Annotated in this window: 17 protein-coding genes and 2 pseudogenes; 7 read left to right on the top strand and 12 right to left on the bottom strand. The window is 71.0% G+C overall.

Translation table 11 applies throughout. From position 1 onward, the window contains the following. Positions 1-27 precede the first annotated feature (27 nt). Both ACIBBH_RS34360 and ACIBBH_RS34355 read left to right on the top strand, forming a co-directional pair. The gene (locus tag ACIBBH_RS34360) at positions 28-888 is read left to right on the top strand and encodes an LLM class F420-dependent oxidoreductase (RefSeq protein ID WP_399411494.1); all 861 of its coding nucleotides are present in this window, start codon (positions 28-30) and stop codon (positions 886-888) included. A 78-nt stretch (positions 889-966) separates the two neighbouring features. Then, on the top strand, positions 967-3,552 hold the full coding sequence (locus tag ACIBBH_RS34355; protein ID WP_399411492.1) for a bifunctional FO biosynthesis protein CofGH: 2,586 nt from the start codon (positions 967-969) through the stop codon (positions 3,550-3,552). Between the two features lie 108 nt (positions 3,553-3,660). Here the strand turns inward: ACIBBH_RS34355 and ACIBBH_RS34350 are convergent, their stop codons facing one another. Continuing rightward, a complete protein-coding gene (locus tag ACIBBH_RS34350) occupies positions 3,661-4,155 on the bottom strand; it encodes a DUF2165 domain-containing protein (RefSeq protein ID WP_399411490.1) in 495 nt (164 codons plus the stop codon). 89 nt (positions 4,156-4,244) lie between these two features. On the opposite strand from ACIBBH_RS34350, the gene ACIBBH_RS34345 reads away from it, so the two are divergent. After that, a complete protein-coding gene (locus ACIBBH_RS34345; protein WP_399411488.1) occupies positions 4,245-6,659 on the top strand; it encodes a tetratricopeptide repeat protein in 2,415 nt (804 codons plus the stop codon). Here the strand turns inward: ACIBBH_RS34345 and ACIBBH_RS34340 are convergent. Next, on the bottom strand, positions 6,632-6,838 hold the full coding sequence (locus ACIBBH_RS34340) for a DUF397 domain-containing protein (RefSeq protein ID WP_399411486.1): 207 nt from the start codon (positions 6,836-6,838) through the stop codon (positions 6,632-6,634). The two genes, ACIBBH_RS34345 and ACIBBH_RS34340, sit on opposite strands and share 28 nt — an antisense overlap. Continuing rightward, positions 6,835-7,021: pseudogene (locus ACIBBH_RS34335) on the bottom strand (Scr1 family TA system antitoxin-like transcriptional regulator); the annotation flags it as partial. The gene ACIBBH_RS34340 and the pseudogene ACIBBH_RS34335, both read right to left, overlap by 4 nt. Positions 7,022-7,198: 177 nt before the next feature. Here ACIBBH_RS34335 and ACIBBH_RS34330 point away from each other — a divergent pair. Beyond that, entirely contained in the window at positions 7,199-8,314 is a 1,116-nt protein-coding gene (locus ACIBBH_RS34330) for an ADP-ribosylglycohydrolase family protein (protein WP_399411484.1), read from the top strand. Between the two features lie 31 nt (positions 8,315-8,345). Here the strand turns inward: ACIBBH_RS34330 and ACIBBH_RS34325 are convergent, their stop codons facing one another. The 6 genes from ACIBBH_RS34325 to ACIBBH_RS34300 all read right to left on the bottom strand — a co-directional run bounded on the left by ACIBBH_RS34325 (position 8,346) and on the right by ACIBBH_RS34300 (position 17,706). Then, positions 8,346-8,960 (bottom strand): hypothetical protein, encoded by a 615-nt coding sequence (locus tag ACIBBH_RS34325; protein WP_399411482.1) that lies wholly within the window; start codon positions 8,958-8,960, stop codon positions 8,346-8,348. A gap of 38 nt (positions 8,961-8,998) precedes the next feature. Then, the gene (locus ACIBBH_RS34320) at positions 8,999-10,570 is read right to left on the bottom strand and encodes a sodium:solute symporter family protein (protein WP_399411480.1); all 1,572 of its coding nucleotides are present in this window, start codon (positions 10,568-10,570) and stop codon (positions 8,999-9,001) included. A gap of 231 nt (positions 10,571-10,801) precedes the next feature. After that, the gene (locus ACIBBH_RS34315) at positions 10,802-11,590 is read right to left on the bottom strand and encodes an SDR family oxidoreductase (RefSeq protein ID WP_399411478.1); all 789 of its coding nucleotides are present in this window, start codon (positions 11,588-11,590) and stop codon (positions 10,802-10,804) included. A gap of 454 nt (positions 11,591-12,044) precedes the next feature. Continuing rightward, the gene (locus tag ACIBBH_RS34310; RefSeq protein WP_399411476.1) at positions 12,045-12,902 is read right to left on the bottom strand and encodes a hypothetical protein; all 858 of its coding nucleotides are present in this window, start codon (positions 12,900-12,902) and stop codon (positions 12,045-12,047) included. Between the two features lie 219 nt (positions 12,903-13,121). Further along, complete coding sequence (locus tag ACIBBH_RS34305; protein ID WP_399411474.1) at positions 13,122-14,990, bottom strand: MFS transporter; 1,869 nt, start codon at positions 14,988-14,990, stop codon at positions 13,122-13,124. A 220-nt stretch (positions 14,991-15,210) separates the two neighbouring features. Further along, positions 15,211-17,706, bottom strand: coding sequence for a D-alanyl-D-alanine carboxypeptidase (locus ACIBBH_RS34300; protein WP_399411472.1), 2,496 nt, complete (start codon positions 17,704-17,706; stop codon positions 15,211-15,213). Positions 17,707-17,944: 238 nt separating this feature from the next. On the opposite strand from ACIBBH_RS34300, the gene ACIBBH_RS34295 reads away from it, so the two are divergent. The 3 genes from ACIBBH_RS34295 to ACIBBH_RS34285 all read left to right on the top strand — a co-directional run bounded on the left by ACIBBH_RS34295 (position 17,945) and on the right by ACIBBH_RS34285 (position 20,208). Beyond that, positions 17,945-18,700, top strand: a complete 756-nt coding sequence (locus ACIBBH_RS34295; protein ID WP_399411470.1) for a GPP34 family phosphoprotein — start codon at positions 17,945-17,947, stop codon at positions 18,698-18,700. A gap of 266 nt (positions 18,701-18,966) precedes the next feature. Next, on the top strand, positions 18,967-19,824 hold the full coding sequence (locus tag ACIBBH_RS34290; protein WP_399411468.1) for a helix-turn-helix domain-containing protein: 858 nt from the start codon (positions 18,967-18,969) through the stop codon (positions 19,822-19,824). Between the two features lie 192 nt (positions 19,825-20,016). After that, entirely contained in the window at positions 20,017-20,208 is a 192-nt protein-coding gene (locus ACIBBH_RS34285; protein ID WP_399411466.1) for a DUF397 domain-containing protein, read from the top strand. Between the two features lie 141 nt (positions 20,209-20,349). Here the strand turns inward: ACIBBH_RS34285 and ACIBBH_RS34280 are convergent. From ACIBBH_RS34280 to ACIBBH_RS34270, 3 genes and pseudogenes are all read right to left on the bottom strand, one after another. Continuing rightward, a pseudogene (locus ACIBBH_RS34280) lies at positions 20,350-21,218 on the bottom strand (MerR family transcriptional regulator). A 64-nt stretch (positions 21,219-21,282) separates the two neighbouring features. Continuing rightward, the gene (locus ACIBBH_RS34275; RefSeq protein WP_399411464.1) at positions 21,283-21,789 is read right to left on the bottom strand and encodes a glutathione peroxidase; all 507 of its coding nucleotides are present in this window, start codon (positions 21,787-21,789) and stop codon (positions 21,283-21,285) included. A 9-nt stretch (positions 21,790-21,798) separates the two neighbouring features. Beyond that, the gene (locus tag ACIBBH_RS34270) at positions 21,799-22,788 is read right to left on the bottom strand and encodes an ArsR/SmtB family transcription factor (protein ID WP_399411462.1); all 990 of its coding nucleotides are present in this window, start codon (positions 22,786-22,788) and stop codon (positions 21,799-21,801) included. Positions 22,789-22,809 lie beyond the last annotated feature (21 nt).

Here is a 22,809-nt window from a genome sequence, read left to right as displayed (position 1 = left end):
GGACCTGCGCCCCGGTACACCTGGGACATGCGCATCGCCGTCACGATCTTCCTCACCGACGAGACCATCGCCCCGACCCGGCTCGCCCGTGAGCTGGAGCGGCGCGGGTTCGCCGGGCTGTACCTGCCGGAGCACACCCACATCCCGGTCGAGCGGACCAGCCCGTACCCGGCGGGCGGCGAGCTGCCGCGCGAGTACGGCCGTACCTTCGACCCCTTCGTCGCGCTCGGGCAGGCGGCGGCGGTGACCGAGCGGCTGGGGCTGGGCACGGGCATCACCCTCGTCGCCCAGCACGACCCGATCGACCTGGCCAAGCAGATCGCCACCCTGGACCACCTCTCCGGCGGGCGGTTCACCCTGGGTGTCGGCTTCGGCTGGAACGTGGAGGAGGCCGCCGACCACGGGGTGGAGTGGCGGACGCGGCGGGAGCTGGTCCGGGACCGGATGGCGCTCATGCGGGCCCTGTGGGCCGAGGAGCCGACCGCGCACGAGGGCGAGTTCGGGAGCGTGCGGGCCAGCCTCGCCCACCCCAAGCCCGTACAGAAGCCGCGCGGGCCGGTCGTCGGCCCCCGCACCCTCGTCGGCGGGGCCGCCGGGCCCAAGCTGTTCGCGCACATCGTGGAGTACGCCGACGGGTGGCTGCCGATCGGCGGGAGGGGCCTGACCGAGTCACTGCCGGTGCTGCGCGCCGCCTGGGCCGACGCCGGCCGCGACCCCGCCGCCCTGCAGGTCGTGCCGTACGCCGTCCACCCCAGCCCGGGCAAGCTGGCGCACTACGCGGAGCTCGGCATCGAGGAGGTCGTGGTGCAGCTGCCGCCGGCCGGGGAGGCGGAGGTGCTGGGGCTGCTGGACGGGTACGGCGACCATGTGCATGCCCCCTCCGCCTGACACCGTGTAACGGCCGGTGGGCGGGGCGGACCGGGCGGCTCCTGTTTGGCCTGATCACCGCGCTCGTATGCTCGAAGGATGACGACTTCCGCGACCTCCGGAACCGGCCCGACCGAGAACTCCATGCGTCGCGCCCTCAAACGCGCCCGTGAGGGCGTCGCCCTCGACGTCGCCGAGGCGGCGGTGCTGCTCCAGGCGCGCGGCACGGACCTCGAGGACCTCACCGCGTCAGCCGCCCGGGTGCGGGACGCGGGCCTTCAGACGGCGGGCCGGCCCGGTGTCATCACGTACTCGAAGAGCGTCTTCATCCCCCTCACCCGGCTGTGCCGGGACAAGTGCCACTACTGCACCTTCGTCACCGTGCCCGGCAAACTGCGCCGGGCCGGTCACGGGATGTTCATGTCCCCCGACGAGGTGCTCGACATCGCCCGTCGCGGTGCCGCCCTCGGCTGCAAGGAAGCCCTGATCACCCTCGGCGACAAGCCCGAGGACCGCTGGCCCGAGGCGCGGGAGTGGCTCGACGCGCACGGTTACGACGACACCATCGCGTACGTCCGGGCGATCTCGATCCGGATCCTGGAGGAGACGGGGCTGCTGCCCCACCTCAACCCCGGCGTCATGACCTGGACCGACTTCCAGCGGCTCAAGCCGGTGGCGCCGAGCATGGGCATGATGCTGGAGACGACCGCGACCCGGCTCTGGTCCGAGCCCGGCGGGCCGCACCACGGCTCCCCGGACAAGGAACCGGCCGTACGGCTGCGCGTCCTGGAGGACGCCGGCCGCTCCTCCGTCCCCTTCACCTCCGGCATCCTCATCGGCATCGGCGAGACCTACGAGGAGCGCGCCGAGTCCCTCTTCGCGCTCCGCAAGGTCTCCCGCGCCTACCACGGCATCCAGGAACTGATCATCCAGAACTTCCGCGCCAAGCCGGACACGGCCATGCGCGGCATGCCGGACGCCGAACTGGACGACCTCGTCGCCACGGTGGCGGTGGCCCGGCACATCATGGGGCCGAGCGCCTGCCTCCAGGCCCCGCCGAACCTCGTCGACGCCGAGTACGAGCGGCTCATCGGCGCCGGCATCGACGACTGGGGCGGGGTGTCGCCCCTGACCATCGACCACGTCAACCCCGAACGGCCCTGGCCGCAGATCGAGGAGCTGACCGCCAGGTCCGCGGCGGCCGGTTTCGCGTTGCGGGAACGTCTCTGCGTGTACCCGGAGTTCGTCCGGCGCGGCGAGCCCTGGCTGGACCCGCGGCTGCTGCCGCACGTACGGGCGCTGGCGGATGCGGAGACCGGGCTGGCGCGTGCGGACGCCGTGGTCGAGGGGCATCCCTGGCAGGAGCCGGAGGAGGCGTTCGCCGCGTCCGGCCGTACGGACCTGCACGTCTCGATCGACACCGAGGGCCGTACGTCGGACCGGCGCGACGACTTCGACGAGGTGTACGGCGACTGGGCCGCCCTGCGGGAGGCCGCCGCGCCCGGGATGGTGCCGGAGCGCATCGACACCGACGTACGGCAGGCCCTGCGCACCGCGGCCGACGACCCGACGCGGCTGACCGACACCGAGGCGCTCGCGCTGCTGCACGCGGACGGCCCGGCGCTGGACGCGCTGTGCCGGATCGCCGACGACGTCCGCAAGTCGGCGGTGGGTGACGACGTCACGTACATCGTCACCCGGAACATCAACTTCACCAACGTCTGCTACACCGGCTGCCGCTTCTGCGCCTTCGCCCAGCGCCGCACGGACGCCGACGCCTACACCCTGTCCCTGGACCAGGTGGCGGACCGCGCCCAGCAGGCCTGGGAGGTCGGCGCGGTGGAGGTCTGCATGCAGGGCGGCATCCACCCCGACCTGCCGGGGACGGCGTACTTCGACATCGCGAAGGCGGTGAAGTCCCGCGTCCCCGGGATGCATGTGCACGCCTTCTCCCCGATGGAGGTCGTCAACGGTGCCACCCGCACCGGGATGTCGATCCGCGAGTGGCTGACGGCGGCGAAGGAAGCGGGCCTCGACTCCATTCCGGGCACGGCGGCGGAGATCCTCGACGACGAGGTCCGCTGGGTGCTGACCAAGGGCAAGCTGCCCACGGCCACCTGGATCGAGGTCGTGACGACGGCACACGAGTTGGGCATCCGGTCCAGCTCGACGATGATGTACGGCCACGTGGACCAGCCCCGGCACTGGCTCGGCCACCTGCGGACGCTGGCCCGCATCCAGCAGCGGACGGGCGGCTTCACGGAGTTCGTGACGCTGCCGTTCATCCACACCAACGCGCCGGTGTACCTGGCGGGGATCGCGCGGCCGGGCCCGACGACGCGGGACAACAGGGCCGTCACGGCGATGGCCCGCCTCCTCCTGCACCCGCACATCCCCAACATCCAGACCAGCTGGGTGAAGCTGGGCACGGAGGGCGCGGCGGAGATGCTCCGTTCCGGCGCGAACGACCTGGGCGGCACCTTGATGGAGGAGACCATCTCCCGCATGGCGGGCTCCGGTTACGGCTCGTACAAGTCCGTCAAGGACCTGATCGCGGTGGCCGAGGCGGCGGGCCGTCCGGCGAAGCCGCGGACGACGCTGTACGGCGAGGTGTCCGAGGAGCGGCAGCGCGCGGCGGCGGCGTCGGACGGCCATCTGCCCGAACTGCTGCCGGTGTTGGACTGACAGGTGCCGGACTGACGCCCCCGGCGGGAAAGCCGGGGCGGCCGTCATGGCGGCCACGTCCAACGCGGCGCACGCGGTCGGCCGTCCTGCCTGGGGCGTCTGAAGGAATCAGTTGTTCTCCGGGGCCGCCCCAGGCGCATAGGTCACCAGCAGAGTCACCCCCGTCAGCACGATCACCCGGGTGGCCGCGTCCAGCCCGTTCCAGGTCTTCGACTGCCACATCGCGAACCATTCCCCGCCTATCGCGATGAACCCGGCGCCGAACAGCAGCAGGAGCATCAGCAGGCCGGCGGTGGAGGCCTGCCGGGCGCGCGGGTGGCGGCGGGCCCACAGATACGTCGCGGCGATCAGGACCAGCGCCGCGAGCGTCTCCCAGACGATGATCGCGACGTACGCCGCGTCCTGCCAGGCGTGCGAGGTGATGGCACGCCACATCAGGTCGTCGTCCTTGAACGTCGTGTCCATCGCCAGGACATGCCGGACGAACTGCTGGTTGGTGCCGAAGTCGGTGATGTTCCCGAAGGCGACGAGCGCGATGTAGAGGGCGACCGTACCGGTCAGGAGGGTGGCGGCGAGGCGGGGGGCGCGTGAGGAGTTGACCATGACAGCCACCTTCCCGGTACGGCCGGGTGCGGCCGTACACATTGAGACAGAATGGTGCGGCTGGGATCCGGAGCGAGGGGGACGTACGGATGGCGCAGTCGCGGTGGTCGATGCAGGAGCTGATCCGGCAGCGCAGGCGGGCCGGTTTCGTGGGGCGGAACGACGAACGGGCCGTGTTCCGCAGCAACTTCGACTTCCCGCCCGAGGACGAACGGCACCGCTTCCGCTTCCACGTGCACGGCAACGCGGGCGTCGGAAAGACCTTTCTCGTGAGGGAGTGGGAGCAGATAGCGCGCGAAAAGGGCGCGCTCACCGCTTACGTCGACGAGAGCGTCAGTAGCGTGCCGGAGGCGATGGCGGCGGTCAGCCGGCAATTCGCCGGCCAGGGACATCGGTTCAAGGGGCTGGACCGTTTGCTCTCCGCACACCGGGAGCGACGGCATGAGGCGGACGCGGCGGCGGTCGCCACGCTCGACGACGAGCCGGAGGGACCGTCGGCGGGCAGCATGGTGGCAGCCCGGGCGGGGTTGGCGGGTCTGGGGATGGTGCCCGGAGTGGGTGCCTTCGCGGGCGCCGTGGACGCCGCCCAACTGGCGCGCGGAGCCGACCGGTTGCGAGCCGGGCTCAGTGCCCGCTTCCGCGACCAGGACGAGGTGCTGCTGGTGCTCTCCCCGGAGCGCGTGCTCACGCCGGTCCTGCTGAGCGAGCTCTCGGACGCAGCGTCCGCCGCGCCGTGGACCGTCCTGTTCTTCGACACGTACGAGCGGACCGGACCGTTCCTCGACGGCTGGCTCCACGAGATGATGACGACGGACCGGTACGGCGCGCTGCCCCCGAACCTCGTTGTGGTGACGGCCGGTCAGCACTCCTCCGATGCCCATCTTTGGGGTGGTTTCGCCGACTTTGTCACGGATGTTCTGCTCGGGCCGTTCACGGAGGGTGAAACACGGTCACTGCTCGCGGGGAAGGGAGTCGTTGCCGAGCCCGTGATCGAGGAAGTGCTGAGGCTCACCGAGGGACTGCCCGTGCTGGTCTCGACCCTGGCCGAGCAGCGCCCCACTGATCCGGACGACATCGGTGATCCCAGCGCCACGGCCGTCGAACGCTTCCTGAAGTGGGAGCAGGATCCGGTACGCCGGTCGGTGGCACTCGCGTGCGCACTGCCCCGGAGCCTGAACATGGACGTGTTCCGTGCGGCGGCGGACTGCCCGGACGGGGAGGCCGACGCACTGTTCGGATGGCTGCGCGGGCGGCCGTTCGTGGACGACCGCGGGGACCGGCTGCTCTACCACGACCTTGTACGCGAGCCGATGCTCCGGTTGCAGCGGCATCGCTCGCCTCGTGGATGGGCCGAGCGTCACGAGAGGCTTGCGGGGGTCTTCGGGCGCTGGCGTGAGGAGGCGGCGAGGGAAGCGGCGAGGGATCCGCGCTACTTCCCGGAGTGGGCGTACGAGACCTGGCGCGAGCTGCGGCTGGAAGAGACCTATCACCTCCTTTGCTCCCGGCCCCTCGTGGCGCTCTGCGGGGCGCTGCGGGACCTGGTGGTGGCCTGCCGTGAGGATCAGGCCATCGGCCGCCGCTGGGCGAGGATGCTGGAGGACGCGGGCAACGCGGCGGACGTGCAGGTACTGAGCGACTGGGGCCGGCGCCTGCGCGAGGCGCTCGCGGACGACGCGGCTGGGGTGACCCATGCGATGGACCTGCTCCTTGCACGGCCCGGGCTCGACACGAGCGGCCGGTCGCTGGCCCATGCGCTGCGGGGCAGGGAGCTGCGGAAGGCCGGGGAACACGAGCGGGCGCTGGTCGAGTTCGACCGGGCGATCGAACTCGATCCGCGGTTGGTCGGGGCCTACAGCGGCCGTGGCGTCACGCACAGGCTCCTGGGCGACTACTCGGCGGGGCTGGCGGACCTCGACCGTGCGGACGAACTCGCCCCCGACACGTATTGGGTCCTCGCGGCGCGTGGTGAGATCAATCGGCTCGCGGGCCGCCTCCAGGAGGCGGTCGCCGACTTCGACCGGGCCGTCGCCCTCAACCCGATGCACGCCCAGTCTCTGGCCTGCAGGGCGGCGTGCCGCCACGCGCTCGGGCAGTACGGCGAAGCACTGGCCGATTTCGACCGTGCGCTGAGCCTCGACGAGGACTACCTGTGGGCGCTCGTGCGCAGGGCTCGCCTGCACCGGGTCATGGAGCGGTGGGACGCCGCGTTCGCCGATCTCGACCGGGCGGTTCGTCTCGCGCCCGACTCCGCGTGGGTGGCCTCGGAAAGGGGTGACGCCTACCGGATCGCGGGCCGGTTCGAGGAGACCGTCACCGAGCTGAGCCGAGCCATCTCCCTCAGCCCCGACCATGCCTCCGCGTGGGCAGGCCGTGGAGCGGCCCAGCACGAGCTGGGCCGACACGAGGAAGCGCTGGCCGACCTCGACCGTGCCATCGAGTTGAACCCCGGCTACCTCTGGGCGTTGGAGCGCCGGGCTCAGCTGGACCGACGCGAGGCGGAATGACCGGCGAACGCCACGAACTCGGCCCACGAGGCGCCCGTGAACGCGATCCGGGCGCCCTGCTTGTCCTTGGAGTCGCGTACGTGGACGGTGGCGTCGGTGGGGGGTATGGCTACCTCGACGCAGTCGGGGCCGTCGTTGCCGCTGTAGCTGCTCTTGAACCAGTTCAGGGCGGAGGTCACGTCTCTTCTCCCAAGACTTTCTCGATGAACGCTCGCGATTCACGGGGCGTGAGAGCCTGCGCCCGGATCATTCCATAGCGCATCTCAAGGATCTGGGCCTCCCGGTGATCACTGATCACTCGGTCGTGCATCTGGCCCTCCGTGCCCGAGCGTCTTGCCGTCCGGGAGTTTCAGCAGTCTGACCGTCGTCTGCAGTGTCACGGGGTACGGCTGACCTCGCGGCGACACCTTCTGGAGTGCAGCACTCCCGGGTTCACATCCCCCACACTCCGCCGACCGTTCCGCCCCCTAAATCGACCGTCCCCGGTCGATTACAGTGCTGACCTGTCGCACGTCGGACGGTGCCGTGAGGAGGTCAGGATGGGGGTGACATCCGGTGCCGTCTGGGGCCGTGTGGAGCAGCAGGACTTCCGTAGCCGGGTGCGCGGGGCGTTGCTCGGGGTGGCCGTCGGTGATGCGCTGGGGGCGCCCGTCGACGGGCTCGGGATGGAGGAGATCCGGGCCGGGTACGGGGTGGAGGGTCTCGTTGACCTGGCGGTGGGGTACGGGCGGCGCGGTGCCGTCACGCATCACACGCAGCTCACCCTCTTCACGGTGGACGGGCTGATACGCGCGCAGGTGCGGCGGGACACCGGTGCCTGGCATCCGCCCACCGATCTGCACCGGGCGTATCTGAGGTGGGCGGCGACGCAGCGGGACTGGGGCCCCGACGAGCGGCGCAAGGACGACGGGTGGCTGGCCCGGGAGGAGTGGCTGTACGCCCGGCGGGATCCCACGCGGGCGCTGCTGCTCGGGCTCGGTGACGAGACCATGGGCACGCTGGAAATGCCGAAGAATCCGGGCGAGGCCGGGCCCGAGGCCGTTGCCCGTTCCGCTCCCTTCGGGCTGCTCGTCGGCTGGGAGCCGCAGCTGGTGCTGCAGTTGGCCGTGGAGTGCGCGGCCCAGACCCACGGTCACCCCACCGCCTGCCTGTCGGCGGGCGCGTACGCGGTGATCGTGCACACGCTGGCCCGCGGCGAGAGCCTGGACGGTGCCGTGCAGCGGGCGCTGGCCCTGCTCGCCGTCCGGCCGGGACACCAGCCCGTCTCGGACGCCCTGCAGCATGCGCTGGGGGCGGTGCGACAGGGGATTCCCGGTCCGCCGCGGGTGGAGGAACTGGCCGGCGACGGTACGGCGGACGGGCTGCTCGCGGCGTCCGTGTACTGCGCGCTGGTGGGGGAGGACGTGCGGCACGGGCTGTGTCTGGCGGTGAACCAGAGTGGGCCGTCGGCGGCGGCGGGCGCCCTGACCGGCGGTCTGCTCGGCGCCCTGCACGGCGAGACGGCCCTCCCGCCGGGGTGGCTGGCGGAGCTGGAGGGCCGTCCCACGGTGCTGGAACTCGCCGACGACTTCGCGATGGAGATGACCCAGGGGCCGGCTCTGCACGGGCCCGCCGGGTCGTCGCCGGGGTGGCTGGCCCGGTATCCACGGGCCTGAGCCGGGCACGGACGCCGGGCGGGAAGGGGCCCTAAGCCCGGGTGCAGGTGTGTTCCGTCGTGCTGCCGTTCTCGTCCACGTGCCTGATGTGCAGGACGCCGTCGGCGTACATCACCTCGAGCCGCTGACCGGAACCGGTGCCGGCTGTCCCGGGCGGCTGCCAGGGGAGGACCTGGTTCACGGAGTTGCCGACCGACGCGGGGACGTTGGACGCGGCGGCGCTCTGTCCGCCGGAGCTGTCACCGCCCATGTCCTCGGGGACGCTCATCACCAGTCGCCCGTCCTGGAGCGCCCAGGTGCCGTTGACCGACTTCCCGTCGCCGTTCATCGACCACGTGCCGTCGGCGATGTTCATGGAGTAGGAGAAGGGGGCTCCGGAGGAGGGCTTCGAGGTGACTTTCCAGGAGCCACGGACGAACGCCGCGAACGCCTTTCCGGTCACCCCGGGCGCCGGCGACGATCCGCTCGTACCGGCCGTGCCCTCGTCCTTTCCCGTCCTCTGGCTCTTCCCCGGCCCCTTTCCCTTGCCCTCGTCGTTCCCCTTGCACGCCGCCAGCAGCGATGCGCCGACGCCGACGGTGAGATAGCGCAGGGTGGTACGGCGGCCCACCAGCCGGGAGGCCGCCCGCCACGCTTCGATGCTCATCCGTTCCCCGTTCCTGCCGATCAATGTGAACAGGCAGGTTACAGCCGCCGGTTGGGTGCTCCCGCCACGCCGTCCCCGGCACCCGCGGCCACCGGAACCGCGGCCACCGCATCACCGTCGGTGTTGACCTTCTCGATGACCGCCAGGCGGTCCGGGGTGTCCTCCGGCTTCAGGTGTCCGACGAGGATGTACAGGACCAGGGAGACGGCCAGCGGGACCGAGACCTGGTACTGGAGCGGGACTCCGCCGTCGACGTTCCAGTTGATCGGGTAGTTGACCAGCCAGAAGGCCAGCAGGCCCATCGCCCAGCTGGTGAGCGCGGCCGTCGGGCCGGAGCGGCGGAACGGGCGGAGCAGGCCCAGCATCATCGGGATCGCGATCGGGCCCATCAGACCGGCGACCCACTTGATGACGACGGTGATGATGTCCTTGAGGGTGGGGGAGTTGACCTGCGTCGCCACCGCCATGGACAGGCCGAGGAAGACGACCGTGGTCACCCGGGCGGCGATCAGGCCGGAGCGCTCGCCCCACGCCCGGGCCCGCGCCGACAGCACCGGCGCCACGTCCCGGGTGAAGACCGCGGCGATCGCGTTGGCGTCGGAGGAGCACATGGCCATGGTGTGGGAGAAGAAGCCGACGACGACCAGGCCCAGCAGGCCGTGCGGCAGGAGCTGTTCGGTCATCAGGCCGTAGGAGTCGGAGCCGTCCGGCTTCTGGGCGTGGACCAGGAGCGGTGACATCCACATCGGGAAGAAGAGGACGACCGGCCAGACCAGCCAGAGCGCCGCGGACAGGCGGGCGGAGCGGGTGGCCTCCTGCGGGCTGCCCGTCGCCATGTAGCGCTGGGCCTGGTTGAGCATGCCGCCGTTGTACTCGAAGAGCTTGATGAAGAGGAAGGCGAGCAGGAAGACGGTGCCGTAGGGGCCGACCAGGGGTTTGGCGTGGCCGTGCAGGGCGGGCTCGTCCCAGGCGCCGAAGAAGCCGATGCCCTTGTCGTTCAGCTTCAGTACGACCGCGACGAACATCGAGACGCCGGCCAGCAACTGGATGACGAACTGGCCGAGTTCGGTCAGCGCGTCCGCCCACAGGCCGCCGATGGTGCAGTAGACGGCCGTGACGGCGCCGGTGATGAGGATGCCCTGGTTCAGCGACACCCCGGTGAAGACGGACAGCAGCGTCGCGATCGCGGCCCACTTCGCGCCCACGTCCACGATCTTCAGCAGCATGCCGGACCAGGCGAGCGCCTGCTGGGTCCGCAGGTTGTAACGGTTCTTCAGGTACTCGAGCGGGGAGGCCACGTGGAGCCGGGAGCGCAGGCGGTTGATGCGCGGCGCGAACAGTTTCGAGCCGATGGCGATGCCGAGGGCGATCGGGAAGGACCAGGTGATGAAGGAGGTGACGCCGTAGGTGTAGGCGATGCCCGCGTACCCGGTGAACATCACCGCGCTGTAGCCCGACATGTGGTGAGAGATGCCGGACAGCCACCACGGCATCTTTCCGCCGGCCGTGAAGAAGTCGCTGACGTTGTCCACGCGCTTGTGCGACCAGACGCCGATGGCGACCATCACGCCGAAGTAGCCGATGAGCACAGCCCAGTCGAGACTGTTCATGCGCCCCCTTCCAGGGTCCGACTTGTGAACTCCGCTCAGCTGGCCGGCACTTCGCACAAACGGAGTGTGGACGGGGAAGGCCGCGAAGTGCCCGCTCATCGTGGGTGCGGTTACGCGGGCACGACAAGCGAGCGTAAGGTCAAGAGCAGGCAAAGATGTTCCGCTCGCTGACGCTAGTTCATGTACATGAACAATTATGAAGAGCCTCGAGTGGTTGAAAACAGAGGGTGGTCAGCGCATCAGTTCCCCGGCGTTGACCAGCAGTGACTGTCCGGTGATGGCCTTTGCCCGGTCCGAGGCCAGGAACGCCGCCGCGTCCGCGACGTCCCCGTCCGTGGCCAGTTCCGGCAACGCCATCCGCCCGGCCAGCCGCCCCAGCACCTCCGCCTCCGGCACGCCCTCCGTCTGCGCGGTGAACCGCACGTACGCCTGGACCGGCGGCCCCCACATCCAGCCGGGCAGCACGGTGTTGACCCGGATGCGGTACGGCCCGAGCTCTCGGGCCAGCGAGTACATCGCGCTGGTCAGGGCGCCCTTTGAGGCCGCGTACGCCGCCTGCTTCACCTGGGTGGGTGCGGCCACCGCCGACTGGGTGCCGATGAACACCACCGATCCGCCGCCGCCCTCCTTCAGCGCCGGCAGACAGGCCCGGGTCATCCGCAGTGTGCCCAGCAGGTTCACGTCGATGACCGACTGCCAGGTCGTGAAGTCGGCGTCCTCCAGCCCGCCGAAGCAGGAGTCCCAGGCGGCCACGTGCACCGCCGCGTCGATCCCCCCGAACCGCTCCCGCGCCAGCCCCGCCAGCGCCTCGCACTGCCCCTCGTCGGTGATGTCGGTCGCCCGGTGGGCGGTCCGCGTGCCTTCCGGGTCGATCTCGGCCGCGCTCTTGGCGAGGTTCGCCTCGGTGCGGGCGCCGAGCACCGCGTTCCCGCCCTCCCGTACGACCGCGGCGGCGACCCGGTGTCCCAGCCCGGCCCCGACCCCCGACACGACGACCGTCTTGCCCTCGAGCAGTGACATCCGGGCCTCCCGGGAGATGGCGCATTACCTGACGAGGCGTCAGAGTATGGGCGGCCGGCGGAGACCGGAAGGGGAACGGTACGAGCGAGGAGACCCGCAGCGAGACGGATCCGGGCAAGATCCTCATGACGTCCCGCCGTGTGGTGCACGCGCCCGTCGGCCACTGGAGAAGACGATCCCCAGTGTCGGCCGGGGCATCTGCTCCAGTGAATCCCCGTGAACCGCACTCCCGAGCCACGCGCCGCACTCAGGGAGACGGCGGGCCGCCGGACCGCGGCGCACGCCCCCGACGGGCCGTGCACCGGATCCTGGACCAGGACAAGCGGCACTCCTCGGAGGGCGGCCGGCCCGGCCTGGTCGCGGACCTTGGCCGCAACGCCCTCACCTCGCCGCGTTGATACGCGATGTACGCGGCAGACCTGCATGGTTCCGGTGGCGACAGCCGCCGACGGGTTCACCGCAACTCGTTCACGTAACGGTCCGTCCCGGGCACCGTGGGGATGAAGGGTGCGACGAACTGGACATCGCCCAGTCCCGAAGCGGCCACTGCTGTGTGCAAGTCCGCGAAGTGGTCGCGCCAGTTGTCGCGGGGATCACGCTGGAGGAACCACAGCAGTGTCAGCCGGGTCCCGACTCCCTCGACCTGTTTGACGTAGGTCATCCGGTCCAGGGGCAGCGGCGTCGGCGTGAAGACGGTCACCATGGCCGCGGGGGAGCCCGCCAGCCGTTTCGGGAGGTGGTCGTCGCACAACCACGTGAGCAGTTCCCCACGCCGACCGGGGGAGCCGGCCTCGATGACCTGGACGACGAGCCCGGCGTAGGGGTGGTCGAGGGCGTGGATGTCACGCGGGCCGTGATCGCCGTCGCGGTAGACGGTCGCCGCGTGGTCCTGGAAGGCCGTGAAGATGTGCGTGCGGTCCTGGAAGACACGGTGGTCCCGGTTGAGGCGCTTGTTGATGCTGACGGTCCACCGCATGTGGTCGTCGTAGCGGCCGGCGGTCATCCAGTAGACGGACAGGTAGCACCCTGCCGTCACCGGCTGGGCCACCGAGGAGGTCCGGGGACAGCGCAGGAGCTGCAGGTCTCGCGTGGCGACCCAGCGGCGTCCCGCGTACATCCACGGCATGGCCATCGCGCCGGCGATGTAGTGGTCGTCTTCGTACCAGCGGTTGTACTCACGCTCCCGGCCGGGGTGCGGCTCGACCATGGTGATGAGCGCGTGCCCGAGGTCGGCTCCGTAGGGGCCGACGGCGGCCAGTTCCGCGTACATGTGGCTGCGGGTATCAGCTGCGTGCGTCGCGTCGTCTGTCATGGGTCCGGTGTAGCTGACGGAGCGTCAGTTCGGGAGAGGCGTGCCGCTCATCCTCCCCGAAAAGTAGTGGCTGCGCTCCCGCCCGCCTGACCCTGCTGTGGTTCCCGGAGGCGGACCCGCCGGAGTGCGCCGGGGAGGGTCGAGCTGGTGGCTCCGTTCGTCCCGGCGGTCCCCCGGCACGGACCGGTACCTGGCCGACTTGCGCTGAACGTCAGCGGCTCAGGGCTCCTTCAGCTCGTCCGGGCACGGCGTCCCCCTGGGCAACTGATAAGGCGCGGCCAGCCGGTACGTCCCCGCCTTCGGCGCGAGCAGCATCGTCCACTTGTCCCCCTTGGCGTCCTCCGGCGTCTCCAGCAGGCAGCCGTTGACGTTGTCGTACGTCTTCGGCGTGCCGTCGGCCCGGTGCTTGGAGGCCTCGGTCTCCTGGGGCGGCTTCAGGCTCTTGCCCTTGGCGTCGACGATGCTCAGCCACGGCGAGTAGGGGATGCGGATGAGGATGCGCCCGGCCTTGCGGACCTCGATCGTCATCTCGCCCTGCTCCGCCCGGTCGACGACCGCGTTCGGCTCGGCGAGCGGGGCCGGGTCGGTCACCCGGAACAGCTGCCAGTTGGCGTCGCCCCAGATCTGCGTGAGGTACGGCATCCCGCGCTGGACGAGTGCCAGCTCCCGCTTGCCGCCGCCGTCGTCGTCGGGCTGGTCCTTGGGTACGACGATGAAGTGGACGGCCCAGCGCTGCAGCCACTCGTGGTAGTTGGCCGAGTTGAGCGTGTCGTCGTAGAAGAGCGGGTTGCGCTCCATGTCCGCCTGGCGGTTCCAGCCGCGGGCCAGGTTGACGTACGGGGCGAGCGCGGAAGCCTCCCGGTGGGAGCGGGCCGGGACCACCTCGACGCGGCCCTTCTCGGCGCCGACCTTCTGGAGTTCGTTGACCAGCGGAGCCAGTTCGCGCGCCCAGGAGGCGGCCGGGGTCGTGTGGACGATGTCGTCGACGGACTTGAAGCCGATCCAGCCGACGGAGCCCAGGAACGCCAGCACGATCGTGTACCACTTGCGCGAGCGCGGCACGGTGAACGGCAGTGCCGCGATCAGGGTCACACCCGCGAACAGCATCGGCAGCCGCGAGATGTTCGAACCGATCTGCGAGCTGACCAGCCAGACCAGCACCACCCCGAGGCTGAAGACCGCGGCCGTCAGCCGGACGGTCTTCCACTCCCTGGGGACGAGGAAGAGGCAGAGGAGCCCGTACAGCAGCGGCATGATCACCGAGCCGAACTTCATCGGCTGGGTGCCGGAGAAGGGGAAGAGCCAGGCCGAGACGGCGACGACCGCCGACGGCGCGAGACCCAGCGCCCAGGCGCCCGGCCGCCGCTTCTGCAGGAACAGGGCCACCGCGATCAGACCCACGAACAGGCCCGCGACCGGCGACGCCATGGTGGCGAGCGCGGCGAGCGGCGCCGCGACCAGGGCCTTCGCCCAGCGTTTGTGCCGCCAGCGGTACGGCCAGCAGAACACGGCCGCGACCGCGCTGAGCGCGAACACCGTGCCGAGGCCGAAGGTCACCCGGCCCGAGAGCGCGTTGCAGATCAGCGCGAACACACCGGCCAGCGCGGCCCACAGCGGGTTCTTCACCGACCGGCTGCGGATGAGGATCATCGTCAGCAGGCCCGCCGACAGCGTCCCCGCGATCATCATCGTCGTACGGACGCCGAGCACCGACATCAGATACGGCGACACCACGCTGTACGACACCGGGTGCATGCCGCCGTACCAGGCCAGGTTGTACGCCGAGTCCGGGTGCCGGCCGACGAACTCGGCCCAGGCGTCCTGCGCCGCGAGGTCGCCGCCGCTGTTGGCGAACGTGAAGAACCAGATGATGTGCAGTACGCCGGACAGCGCGGTCATGGACAGGGCGGGGTGGAGCAGCAGCCGCTGCCGGAGGGGCTCGGCGGCGGTCCGCAGCCGGGCCCGGCGGCCGGGACGGCCGTCCGGAGGTGTGTCAGCCTCGGACAGGCCTATTCGCGGGCCGGACCCCGGGCCGCTTCCCGGGCCCGGATCGGCGTCGTCGGCGCGTGTCGGCTCCGCAGTGGCCACCTGAAGGCACTCCCCGTGTCCCGTCTTCTGTTCTCGGCCGCGTTCCTCGGTGTTCCCGGCCGCTTCTCGTCCAGTTCGCGGCCGCGTCTCCTCGACGGCGAACCTGCCCCGATTCGTGACGCTAGCACGCACCCCGCCGCGGAGCTCCCGGGTGGTGCTCCGTCGGCGGGGGCGCGGCTGCCCACCATCGGTTCCCTGCCCATGATGCGCCGGACAGGCCCTAGCCGATGCGGGTCAGCTTGCTGCTCAGGCCCGGCTCGGTGAGGTCCTTGCGCAGGGCCACCGGGACCTTCACCGCGCCGCTCTTGCCGTCTCCCACGGTGAGGGTGCCCACCTTGGTGCCGGCCTTCGCGGTGTGCGGTACGTCGTCGGCCGCGAAGGACAGCTTCGCCTTCAGGCCGGCCCAGCCGACCGCGGTGACGTCCTCGGTGACGACCACCGGGGTGTGGCCGCCCAGGCCGTCGTCCACGTACCCGACGACGTCGCCCTTCTTGAGTATCTTCGCCGAGGTGAGCGCGTCCTGCGCGGCGACCAGCGCGGTCTTGCTGACCGCGTTGACCGTGTCGAGGATCGACGGCCCCTTGTGCTGGCCGAGGATCGCGCCGACGACGGTGACCGTCTCACCGCCGACCTTCTTGGTCGCGGCGAAGAGCAGGTTGCCGCCGGCCGCGGTGGTGGTGCCGGTCTTGATGCCGATCGCGCCGATGACGTAGGGGAGCTGGTTGTAGTTCGGCCAGGTGTGGCCGGACGGGTCCTTCCAGCTGGCCATGCTGGTGATCGCCGTCAGAGCCGGGATCTTCACGACCGCGTTGCCGAGCTTCACCTGGTCCTCGGCGGTGGAGACGGTGGTCTCCTTCAGGCCGGAGGGGTCGGTGTACGTCGTGTGCGTCATGCCGAGCTCCTTCGCGGTGGCGTTCATCTTCTTGACGAACGCCGCCTCTGAGCCCTCGTCCCAGCGGGCCAGCAGACGGGCGATGTTGTTCGCGGACGGAATCATGACGGCCGAGAGGGCCTGCTTCTCGGTGAGCTTGTCACCCTTCTTCACCGTGTTGAGGGTGGACTCGTTGTCCTTGTCGTAGCCGCCCTCCTTCTCGGCGGTGGCGTCGACGGTGATGGCCGGGCCCTCGGCGCCCGTCTTCAGCGGGTGGTCCCTGAGGATGATGTACGCGGTCATCGTCTTGGCGACGGAGCCGATGGCGACGGGGGTCTGCTTGCCGAAGCTGTCCATCGTGCCGATGCCGTTCACGTCCATCCAGCCCTGGCCCTCGGCCGGCCAGGGGAGGGTGATCTTGCCGCCCTTGAACTGGTACGTGTCCTCGGCGGTCAGGCCGAGGGTGGGGGTGGGCAGGGGGCGCAGAGCCTGTACGACCGCAAACACGATCGCCAGGAGAACCACCAGCGGGGTCCAGATCTTGACCCGGCGGACGATCCTGCGGACCGGGGTCTCCGGCGGCGGGGGCGTGTTCGTCAGCTCGGCGAGCAGGTCCAGCGGGGGCTTCGGGGGGAGCGGCTGCTGCGTGGTGCGCTCGGGGCCGATCTGGGGGACGGGGGCGGTGGCGTCGGCGGGGGCCGCCTTCGCCTCCGGCTCCGTCTTCGGGTCAGCCTTCGGCTCCGTCTTCGGCTTCCGGGTGGACGGGTCGTCGAGGGGCTTGAGCGCGACGAACTTGCTGGTGCGCTCGGCGTCGGACTCGGGGGTGCCGGGTGCCTCGGGCCTGCCGCCCAGCTTCAGCATGGTGGTCGGCTGGTCGACCCGCGGCTTCGGGGCCTTGAAGACGGCGGTGGGCTGGTCGACGGCCTTGGCTTCGCCTTCGGCCTCCGTCTTCCCGTCCGCAACGCCCGTGCGGCTCTCGTCGTCGGGTGCCGCCCCCTTCGGGGCGGAATCGCCGTCGGCGGCCGGCGGCTTGGGGGTGGCGTCCGCGTCCGGCTTCGCGGTGGTGTCGGCCTTCGGCTCGGCGTCCTCGGGCTCGGCGTCCTCGGGCTCGGCGTCCGTCTCCGAGGTGTCGCCCGCTTCCGGCTTCGCCGCAGTGTCGGTCTTCGCGGTGGCGTCTGCCTTCGGCTCGGTGTCCTCGCGGGGGTCCAGGGCCGCCTTCGGGTCCTCGTCGGCCACGGCCTCGGCTTCGGGGTCGGAGTCAGGCTCCGTCGTCTCGGCGTCCCCGTCGCCGGCCGAAGCCTCCGCGTCGGCGTCGGCGGGCTCGGCCACGTCCGCGGAAGCGGTGCCGCGCTCGTCGGCGGCCGTGGGCTCGTCCAGGTCCGTGGAAGTGCCCGCAGGCTCGTCCGGTACGTCGGCCTCGCCGTCGGAGCCGGCCCGCACGGCAGCCGCGCCGTCCTCGCTCCCGGCGTCCGTCTCCGAGGCGTCCCCGGCGTCCTCGTCCCCGGAATCGGAATCGGCCCGCGACGAACCCTCCGTCGCCTTCCCCTCGTCCGCCGAGTCCCCCGACCGTACCCACGCCGCCACGGCCTCACGGAGGCGGGCGTCGTCCTCGGGGGCGGGGTTGTCGCGTTCCCCGGCGCCGGACGCGTCGGACGCCAGGTCCCGGATCGAGAGGATCTTGGTCGCTGTGTCCACGGCGCCGCGCTTGCCGGACTCGCGGGACACCGCGAGCCGCGGGTCGCGTGCCTCGGGAACCGGACGCGCGCTCCCCGGCGTCGGTTCTGCCGACGACTCGCGCTGCTTCGACCTGTCGGGGGACTCGCCCGCCACCGATGCCTCCTCCATGTGCCGCACGTCTGCCGTGCGCCTGCCGAACCGACCGCCGTACGACGGCCAACCACCCGCCCGGACAACGCCTCCCCAGCACTGTCCGAACCATGTACCAGTGTCCTGTGTGCGGGCTTGTCCCCAGCGGTAGACGAGAACGACATACCTACCGGTTCCCTTACGAACCGGTCACGCACCCTCGACAGACCATTGTGAGAGGGGTCACCCTGTCATTCATCCACGCGGGGAGGCATGGATGGGCAGGAGCCGCAGAACAATTCCGGAAGAGCTTCTGCTGCTGGCACTGGACCCGACCACGGGTACCACTGCACAGCCGCAGTCGCTCGACCTCGGTCTGGCCGGAGCACAGCTAGTGGAGCTGGCGCTGGCCGGACGGATAGCCCCAGACGGGGATCGTATCGCCGTGGTGGTACCACGGCCGACAGGAGATCCAACACTGGACTGCGCGTTGGAGTTGCTGCGAAGGCGCGGCGCTCCGGTGCGTGCCGTCCACTGGATCGGCGGGCCGCGTCTCGGGCTCCGCCAGGTCTACCTCTCGCATCTGGAGCGGTGCGGCATGGTCGCCGCCGTGCCGGGACAGATGTGCGGGGTGCTGCCGACGACTCGCTACCAGGCGACGGACAACGAGATCAGCCGGGAGATCAAAGCCCGGCTGGACTCCGCGATCCGCACCGGCGTACCGCCGGACCCGCGGACCGCGGCGCTCGCCGCCCTGGCACACGCGGTCGGCCTCGGCAAGCACCTGTACCCGGGTAACGAAGGACGGTCCTCTCGTTCCCGGTTGCGGGACCTGATCAGGCACGACCCGATGGGCGGCCTCGTGGCGCACGCCGTGATGGACGTCCAGAACGGCGCGGCGGCCCAGCCGCGCCGCAGCCCGGCCCCGGCCGGCCGTCAGGCCGGACCAGGCGCCAGGCCCGCACCGGAACCCGCCCGCGGTGTTCCGATGCAAGCGCGCCATGGATCCATGGCGCGCGCCGTGGCCCACTGAGCCGCAGTCCCACGGCACCCACGCACGACAGCACCGCCGCACCGTCAGTCCCCAAGGCCCGGTTCGGGAGCCGCTGGTTCGAGCGGGGTGGGGGGACCCCGGGTCCCCCCACCCCGCTCGGCTGTGTCCGCACCGGTGCCCGAACTGACGCGTACGCGCCGCATATCCACCGTTTGCCAGCGGTAGGAAGCCCCTTGGTGGCAGTCTGCTCAACGGCAGATACGCAAAGTGGTAGGTACAGGCAGGCAGCCGGAGGTGCACGTCCCGTGGCGTCCAATGTCAATCCCACCGTCAGGCGGCGCCGGCTGGGCCAGGAGCTGCGCAGGCTCCGCGAGCTCAAGGGCATGACAGCCGAGGAAGTGGCGGAAAGACTGCTGGTGTCGCAGTCGAAGATCAGCCGTCTGGAGAACGGCCGGCGCAGCATCAGCCAGCGCGACGTCCGTGACCTGTGCGGGGTGTACGAGGTCGAGGACCAGCGGATCGTCGACTCCCTGATGGAGATGGCCCGCGACTCCCGGCAGCAGGGCTGGTGGCACGCGTTCGGTGACATCCCGTACAGCGTCTACATCGGGCTGGAGACGGACGCGGAGTCGCTGCGCGTGTACGAGCCCCAGCTGGTCACCGGCCTGTTGCAGACCCGGGCGTACGCGGAGGCGCTCGTGCAGGGGGCGTTGCCGGAGACCTCGATGTCCGACATCGACAAGCGCGTGCAGGTGCGGCTGCGGCGACAGGAACGTATCACCGCCGAGAACAACCCGCTCCGGCTGTGGGTGGTGCTCGACGAGGCCGCGCTGCGCCGGGTCGTGGGCAGCAAGCTGGTGATGCGGGAGCAGCTGGAGTACCTCATCGAGATGTCCCAGCTGCCGCACGTCACCGTGCAGGTGCTGCCGTTCGAGGTGGGCGCGCATCCCGGGCTCAACGGCCAGTACGCGATCCTGGAGTTCGCCGACGCGGCCGACTCCAGCGTGGTGTACCTCGAGGGCGTCACCAGTGACCTGTATCTGGAGAAGGCGCAGGACGTGCAGAAGTACGCCGTGATGTACGAGCATCTGCGGGCACAGTCCCTGAATGTGGACCAATCCCGCCAGTTCATCTCGGATGTGGCGAAAGAGTACGCCCGCTGAGCCCTCCGGCATGAGGGGCGCCGGATCGTACACCGGTGCCAGGTCCCGGCGGAAGTCCCCACTGGAATATGCCATCCAGTCGAGTGAACGAGTACGCCAGGAGGGGATGTTGCCGAGTAGCGTCGATCACGCCAACCGGTCGACAGGGTTGGCGTGAATCGCACTACAGAGCAACTCGCAACAGGAGTGGACATGGCACTGCTTCAGGGCGCCACGGAGACGTGGACGAAGTCCTCCTATTCCGCCGGGAACGGGGCATGCGTCGAGGTCAAGTCGCCCGCGACCGCGGAACTCGCCGTACGCGACTCCAAGGTCCCCGAGGGCCCCATCCTGGCCTTCCCCGCCAACGCGTGGAACGCCTTCGTGGCCTCGGTCAAGGCGTAGGGGGCCTCCCTGACCCACGCCCACCCGACTCCCGACCACCACAACTCCACAAGCACCACCCGGAGCCCTCTCGACCAGCCCGCCGTCCTTGCCGAGAGGGCTCTCCTCTCTTTCACCCACCCCCGCGGGCCGGCCCCACCATCACCTCACCGGAAACCCCACATCACACACCGCGTCCCCCACCCCCGCCGCATCCCAGTCGGCGAAGTACACCTCCCGGCAGGGCCCCGCGGCCTCAAGCCCCTCCCTCGCCATCCACTCCTCCACCGCCTCGAACGCCGCGAGGATCTGCGGATGAGCCACCTGCGCCTTGGTGATCCGGGTGAACACCAGCCGGTGGGCCCGGCTCCACCTTCGTACCGCCGTCTCCCACGTCCGCCCCCGCCGCTCCGCCCACGCACGAGCCGCCCCCTCGTCGGCGACGGGCACGCACGACTCCGCGGGACCGTCGCTCTCCATGGACACCTCGGAGTGGTACACGACGAACGGCGCCGCCCGACACCCCCGCACGCACGGGCCGCCGCCTCCAGCCGCCCCAGCGACGCCCCGATCCAGGCCGGCAACTCGTCCGCCAGCGTGTGCCGTTTCTCGGTGATCACCACCTGCTCGGGCACGTCCACCGTCTCGACCACGAACCTGCCGTACATCTCGGAGCTCCTCCCCGACAGCCGTCCACGGAGGTACTCGGCGAGCGTCCGCTGCTCCGCCACCCGCGCCTCGACGTCCGCCCAGTACCCGCCGAGCAGTTCCGCGGCCCGGGACCCGTCCGCCTCGACCACCTCCGCGATCAGCGCGAGCGGCATGCCGAGCCGGCGCAACTGCGCCACGAGCCGGGCGCGTTCGGCCTGGTCGGCGCGGTAGTAGCGGTAACCGCTGACCGCGTCGACGTACGCGGGGGCGAGCAGCCCGAGGCGGTCGTACAGCCGCAGTGCCTTGGCCGACAGACGGGCCCGCGCCGCGAACGCCCCGATGGTGAGCAGTTCCTCGTTCACACCGGCATCCTCCGTCACCGGGCGGTCCTTCCCCGCCCGGTGACAAGGACGCTCAGCCCTGCCCCAGGGGCAAGGTCAACGGCTAGGCCAGCTGCGCCTCGATGGCCGCCACGACCTCCGCCGCCTCCGGCTCGGTCTGCGGCGAGAAACGGGCGACGACGCGGCCGTCCCGCCCGATCAGGAACTTCTCGAAGTTCCAGCGGATGTCCCCGCTGTGCCCCCCGGCGTCGGCGAAGCCGACCAGGCGGTCGTACAGCGGGTGCCGGCCCGCCCCGTTCACCTCGACCTTCTCGGTCAGCGGGAAGGTCACACCGTACGTCGCGGAGCAGAACTCGGCGATCTCCTCGGCGCTGCCGGGCTCCTGCCCGAGGAACTGGTTGCAGGGCACGCCGAGGACGGTGAAGCCCTGCTCCGCGTACCGCTCCTGGAGGCGCTCGAGCCCGGAGTACTGCGGGGTCAGCCCGCACTTGGAGGCCACGTTCACGATGAGCACGGCCTTGCCCGCGTAGGCCGGCAGGTCCGCGGAGCCGCCCTGGAGGGCGCCGATCTCGACGTCGAGCACGGAGCCGGTGTGGTCAGTAGTCGTCATGAGCGGATGCTAGCTCCGCCGGCCGGTCGCGGGTTCCACGCCCCCCGCGGCCTGCAGCAGCACCTCCCCGGCCGCCGTCCGGGAGTACAGCACCGACCGGCCCGCCCGCCGCCGCTGAACCAGCCCCGCCTCCAGCAGCACCTTCAGATGCCGGCCCACCGAGCCGAGCCCCTGCCCGGTGACGGCGGTCAGCTGGGTCGTGGACATGGGGGAGCCGAGCAGTACCAGCACCCCCGCCCGCGCGGTCCCCAGCAGGGCGCCCAGCGCCGTAGGCCCGGCGCGGTCGTCGCGTCCGGCCAGCACACCGTCGCAGGAGTAGACCAGGGCGTACCGGTCGGGCTCCTCCCAGGACACCCAGCCGGTCCTCGGGGTCACCGGCACGAAGAGGAGCGCGCCGGATATCTCCCGGGGCGGGTACTCGTGGAGGTTGATCTGGAGCCGGTTGGCGCCCAGCCAGCGGGTCCGGCCCGGCCTCAGCGAGTCCAGCACCTCCGCCCAGCCGCCCCGGCTCACCCGGTCCGTACGGGCGACCACGTCGGCCTCCAGCACCCGCCGGCGCCGCTCCCAGTACGGCCGTACGGTCTCGGTCCAGACGTACTCCAGCAGGTCGGCCGCGCGGGCCGGCAGGTCGTCGCGGTGCAGGGCGTCGGGCAGCGGCCCGGCGAGCGAGACCCGTAAGTGGGTGCGGGCCTCCTCCGGCCGGGCGGCCCGCACCCGGGCGAGGCCCTCCTCGGCGCTCTCGTCGTCCCGGGGCGTGGGGGTGAGGAAGTCGGCGATCCAGTCCCGGCCGAGCCCGGACCGCACGAGCAGCGCGGTCACCGGGTCGGCGGCCAGCCGCTCCCGGTAGCCGGGCAGGTGGTCGCGCAGCCACCGCTGCTCACCGGGGTGCCCGGCCGTGCCCGTGTGCAGCAGTTTCAGGCTCGCGAAGGTTTCGGCGAGCGGCGAGATGACGAACCGGCTGCGGGCGAGCGTGTCCGCGTTGACCTGCCACCAGCCCATGGTCACCTCCGGAGCTCTCGC

The sequence above is a fragment of the Streptomyces sp. NPDC051636 genome (assembly GCF_044453765.1).
In the GTDB taxonomy this organism is placed as follows: domain Bacteria; phylum Actinomycetota; class Actinomycetes; order Streptomycetales; family Streptomycetaceae; genus Streptomyces.
The sequence above is the reverse complement of the archived record's forward strand: the minus strand, read 5'-3'. Positions and strand labels throughout refer to the sequence as shown.

Coding starts and splice junctions, on each gene's coding strand:
- ACIBBH_RS34285 (WP_399411466.1), top strand. CDS start 20,017: ATGGCACTGCTTCAGGGCGCCACGGAGACGTGGACGAAGTCCTCCTAT.
- ACIBBH_RS34300 (WP_399411472.1), bottom strand. CDS start 17,706: ATGGAGGAGGCATCGGTGGCGGGCGAGTCCCCCGACAGGTCGAAGCAG.
- ACIBBH_RS34320 (WP_399411480.1), bottom strand. CDS start 10,570: ATGAACAGTCTCGACTGGGCTGTGCTCATCGGCTACTTCGGCGTGATG.
- ACIBBH_RS34270 (WP_399411462.1), bottom strand. CDS start 22,788: ATGGGCTGGTGGCAGGTCAACGCGGACACGCTCGCCCGCAGCCGGTTC.
- ACIBBH_RS34345 (WP_399411488.1), top strand. CDS start 4,245: ATGGCGCAGTCGCGGTGGTCGATGCAGGAGCTGATCCGGCAGCGCAGG.
- ACIBBH_RS34310 (WP_399411476.1), bottom strand. CDS start 12,902: ATGACAGACGACGCGACGCACGCAGCTGATACCCGCAGCCACATGTAC.
- ACIBBH_RS34330 (WP_399411484.1), top strand. CDS start 7,199: ATGGGGGTGACATCCGGTGCCGTCTGGGGCCGTGTGGAGCAGCAGGAC.
- ACIBBH_RS34295 (WP_399411470.1), top strand. CDS start 17,945: ATGGGCAGGAGCCGCAGAACAATTCCGGAAGAGCTTCTGCTGCTGGCA.
- ACIBBH_RS34325 (WP_399411482.1), bottom strand. CDS start 8,960: ATGAGCATCGAAGCGTGGCGGGCGGCCTCCCGGCTGGTGGGCCGCCGT.
- ACIBBH_RS34355 (WP_399411492.1), top strand. CDS start 967: ATGACGACTTCCGCGACCTCCGGAACCGGCCCGACCGAGAACTCCATG.
- ACIBBH_RS34360 (WP_399411494.1), top strand. CDS start 28: ATGCGCATCGCCGTCACGATCTTCCTCACCGACGAGACCATCGCCCCG.
- ACIBBH_RS34315 (WP_399411478.1), bottom strand. CDS start 11,590: ATGTCACTGCTCGAGGGCAAGACGGTCGTCGTGTCGGGGGTCGGGGCC.
- ACIBBH_RS34350 (WP_399411490.1), bottom strand. CDS start 4,155: ATGGTCAACTCCTCACGCGCCCCCCGCCTCGCCGCCACCCTCCTGACC.
- ACIBBH_RS34275 (WP_399411464.1), bottom strand. CDS start 21,789: ATGACGACTACTGACCACACCGGCTCCGTGCTCGACGTCGAGATCGGC.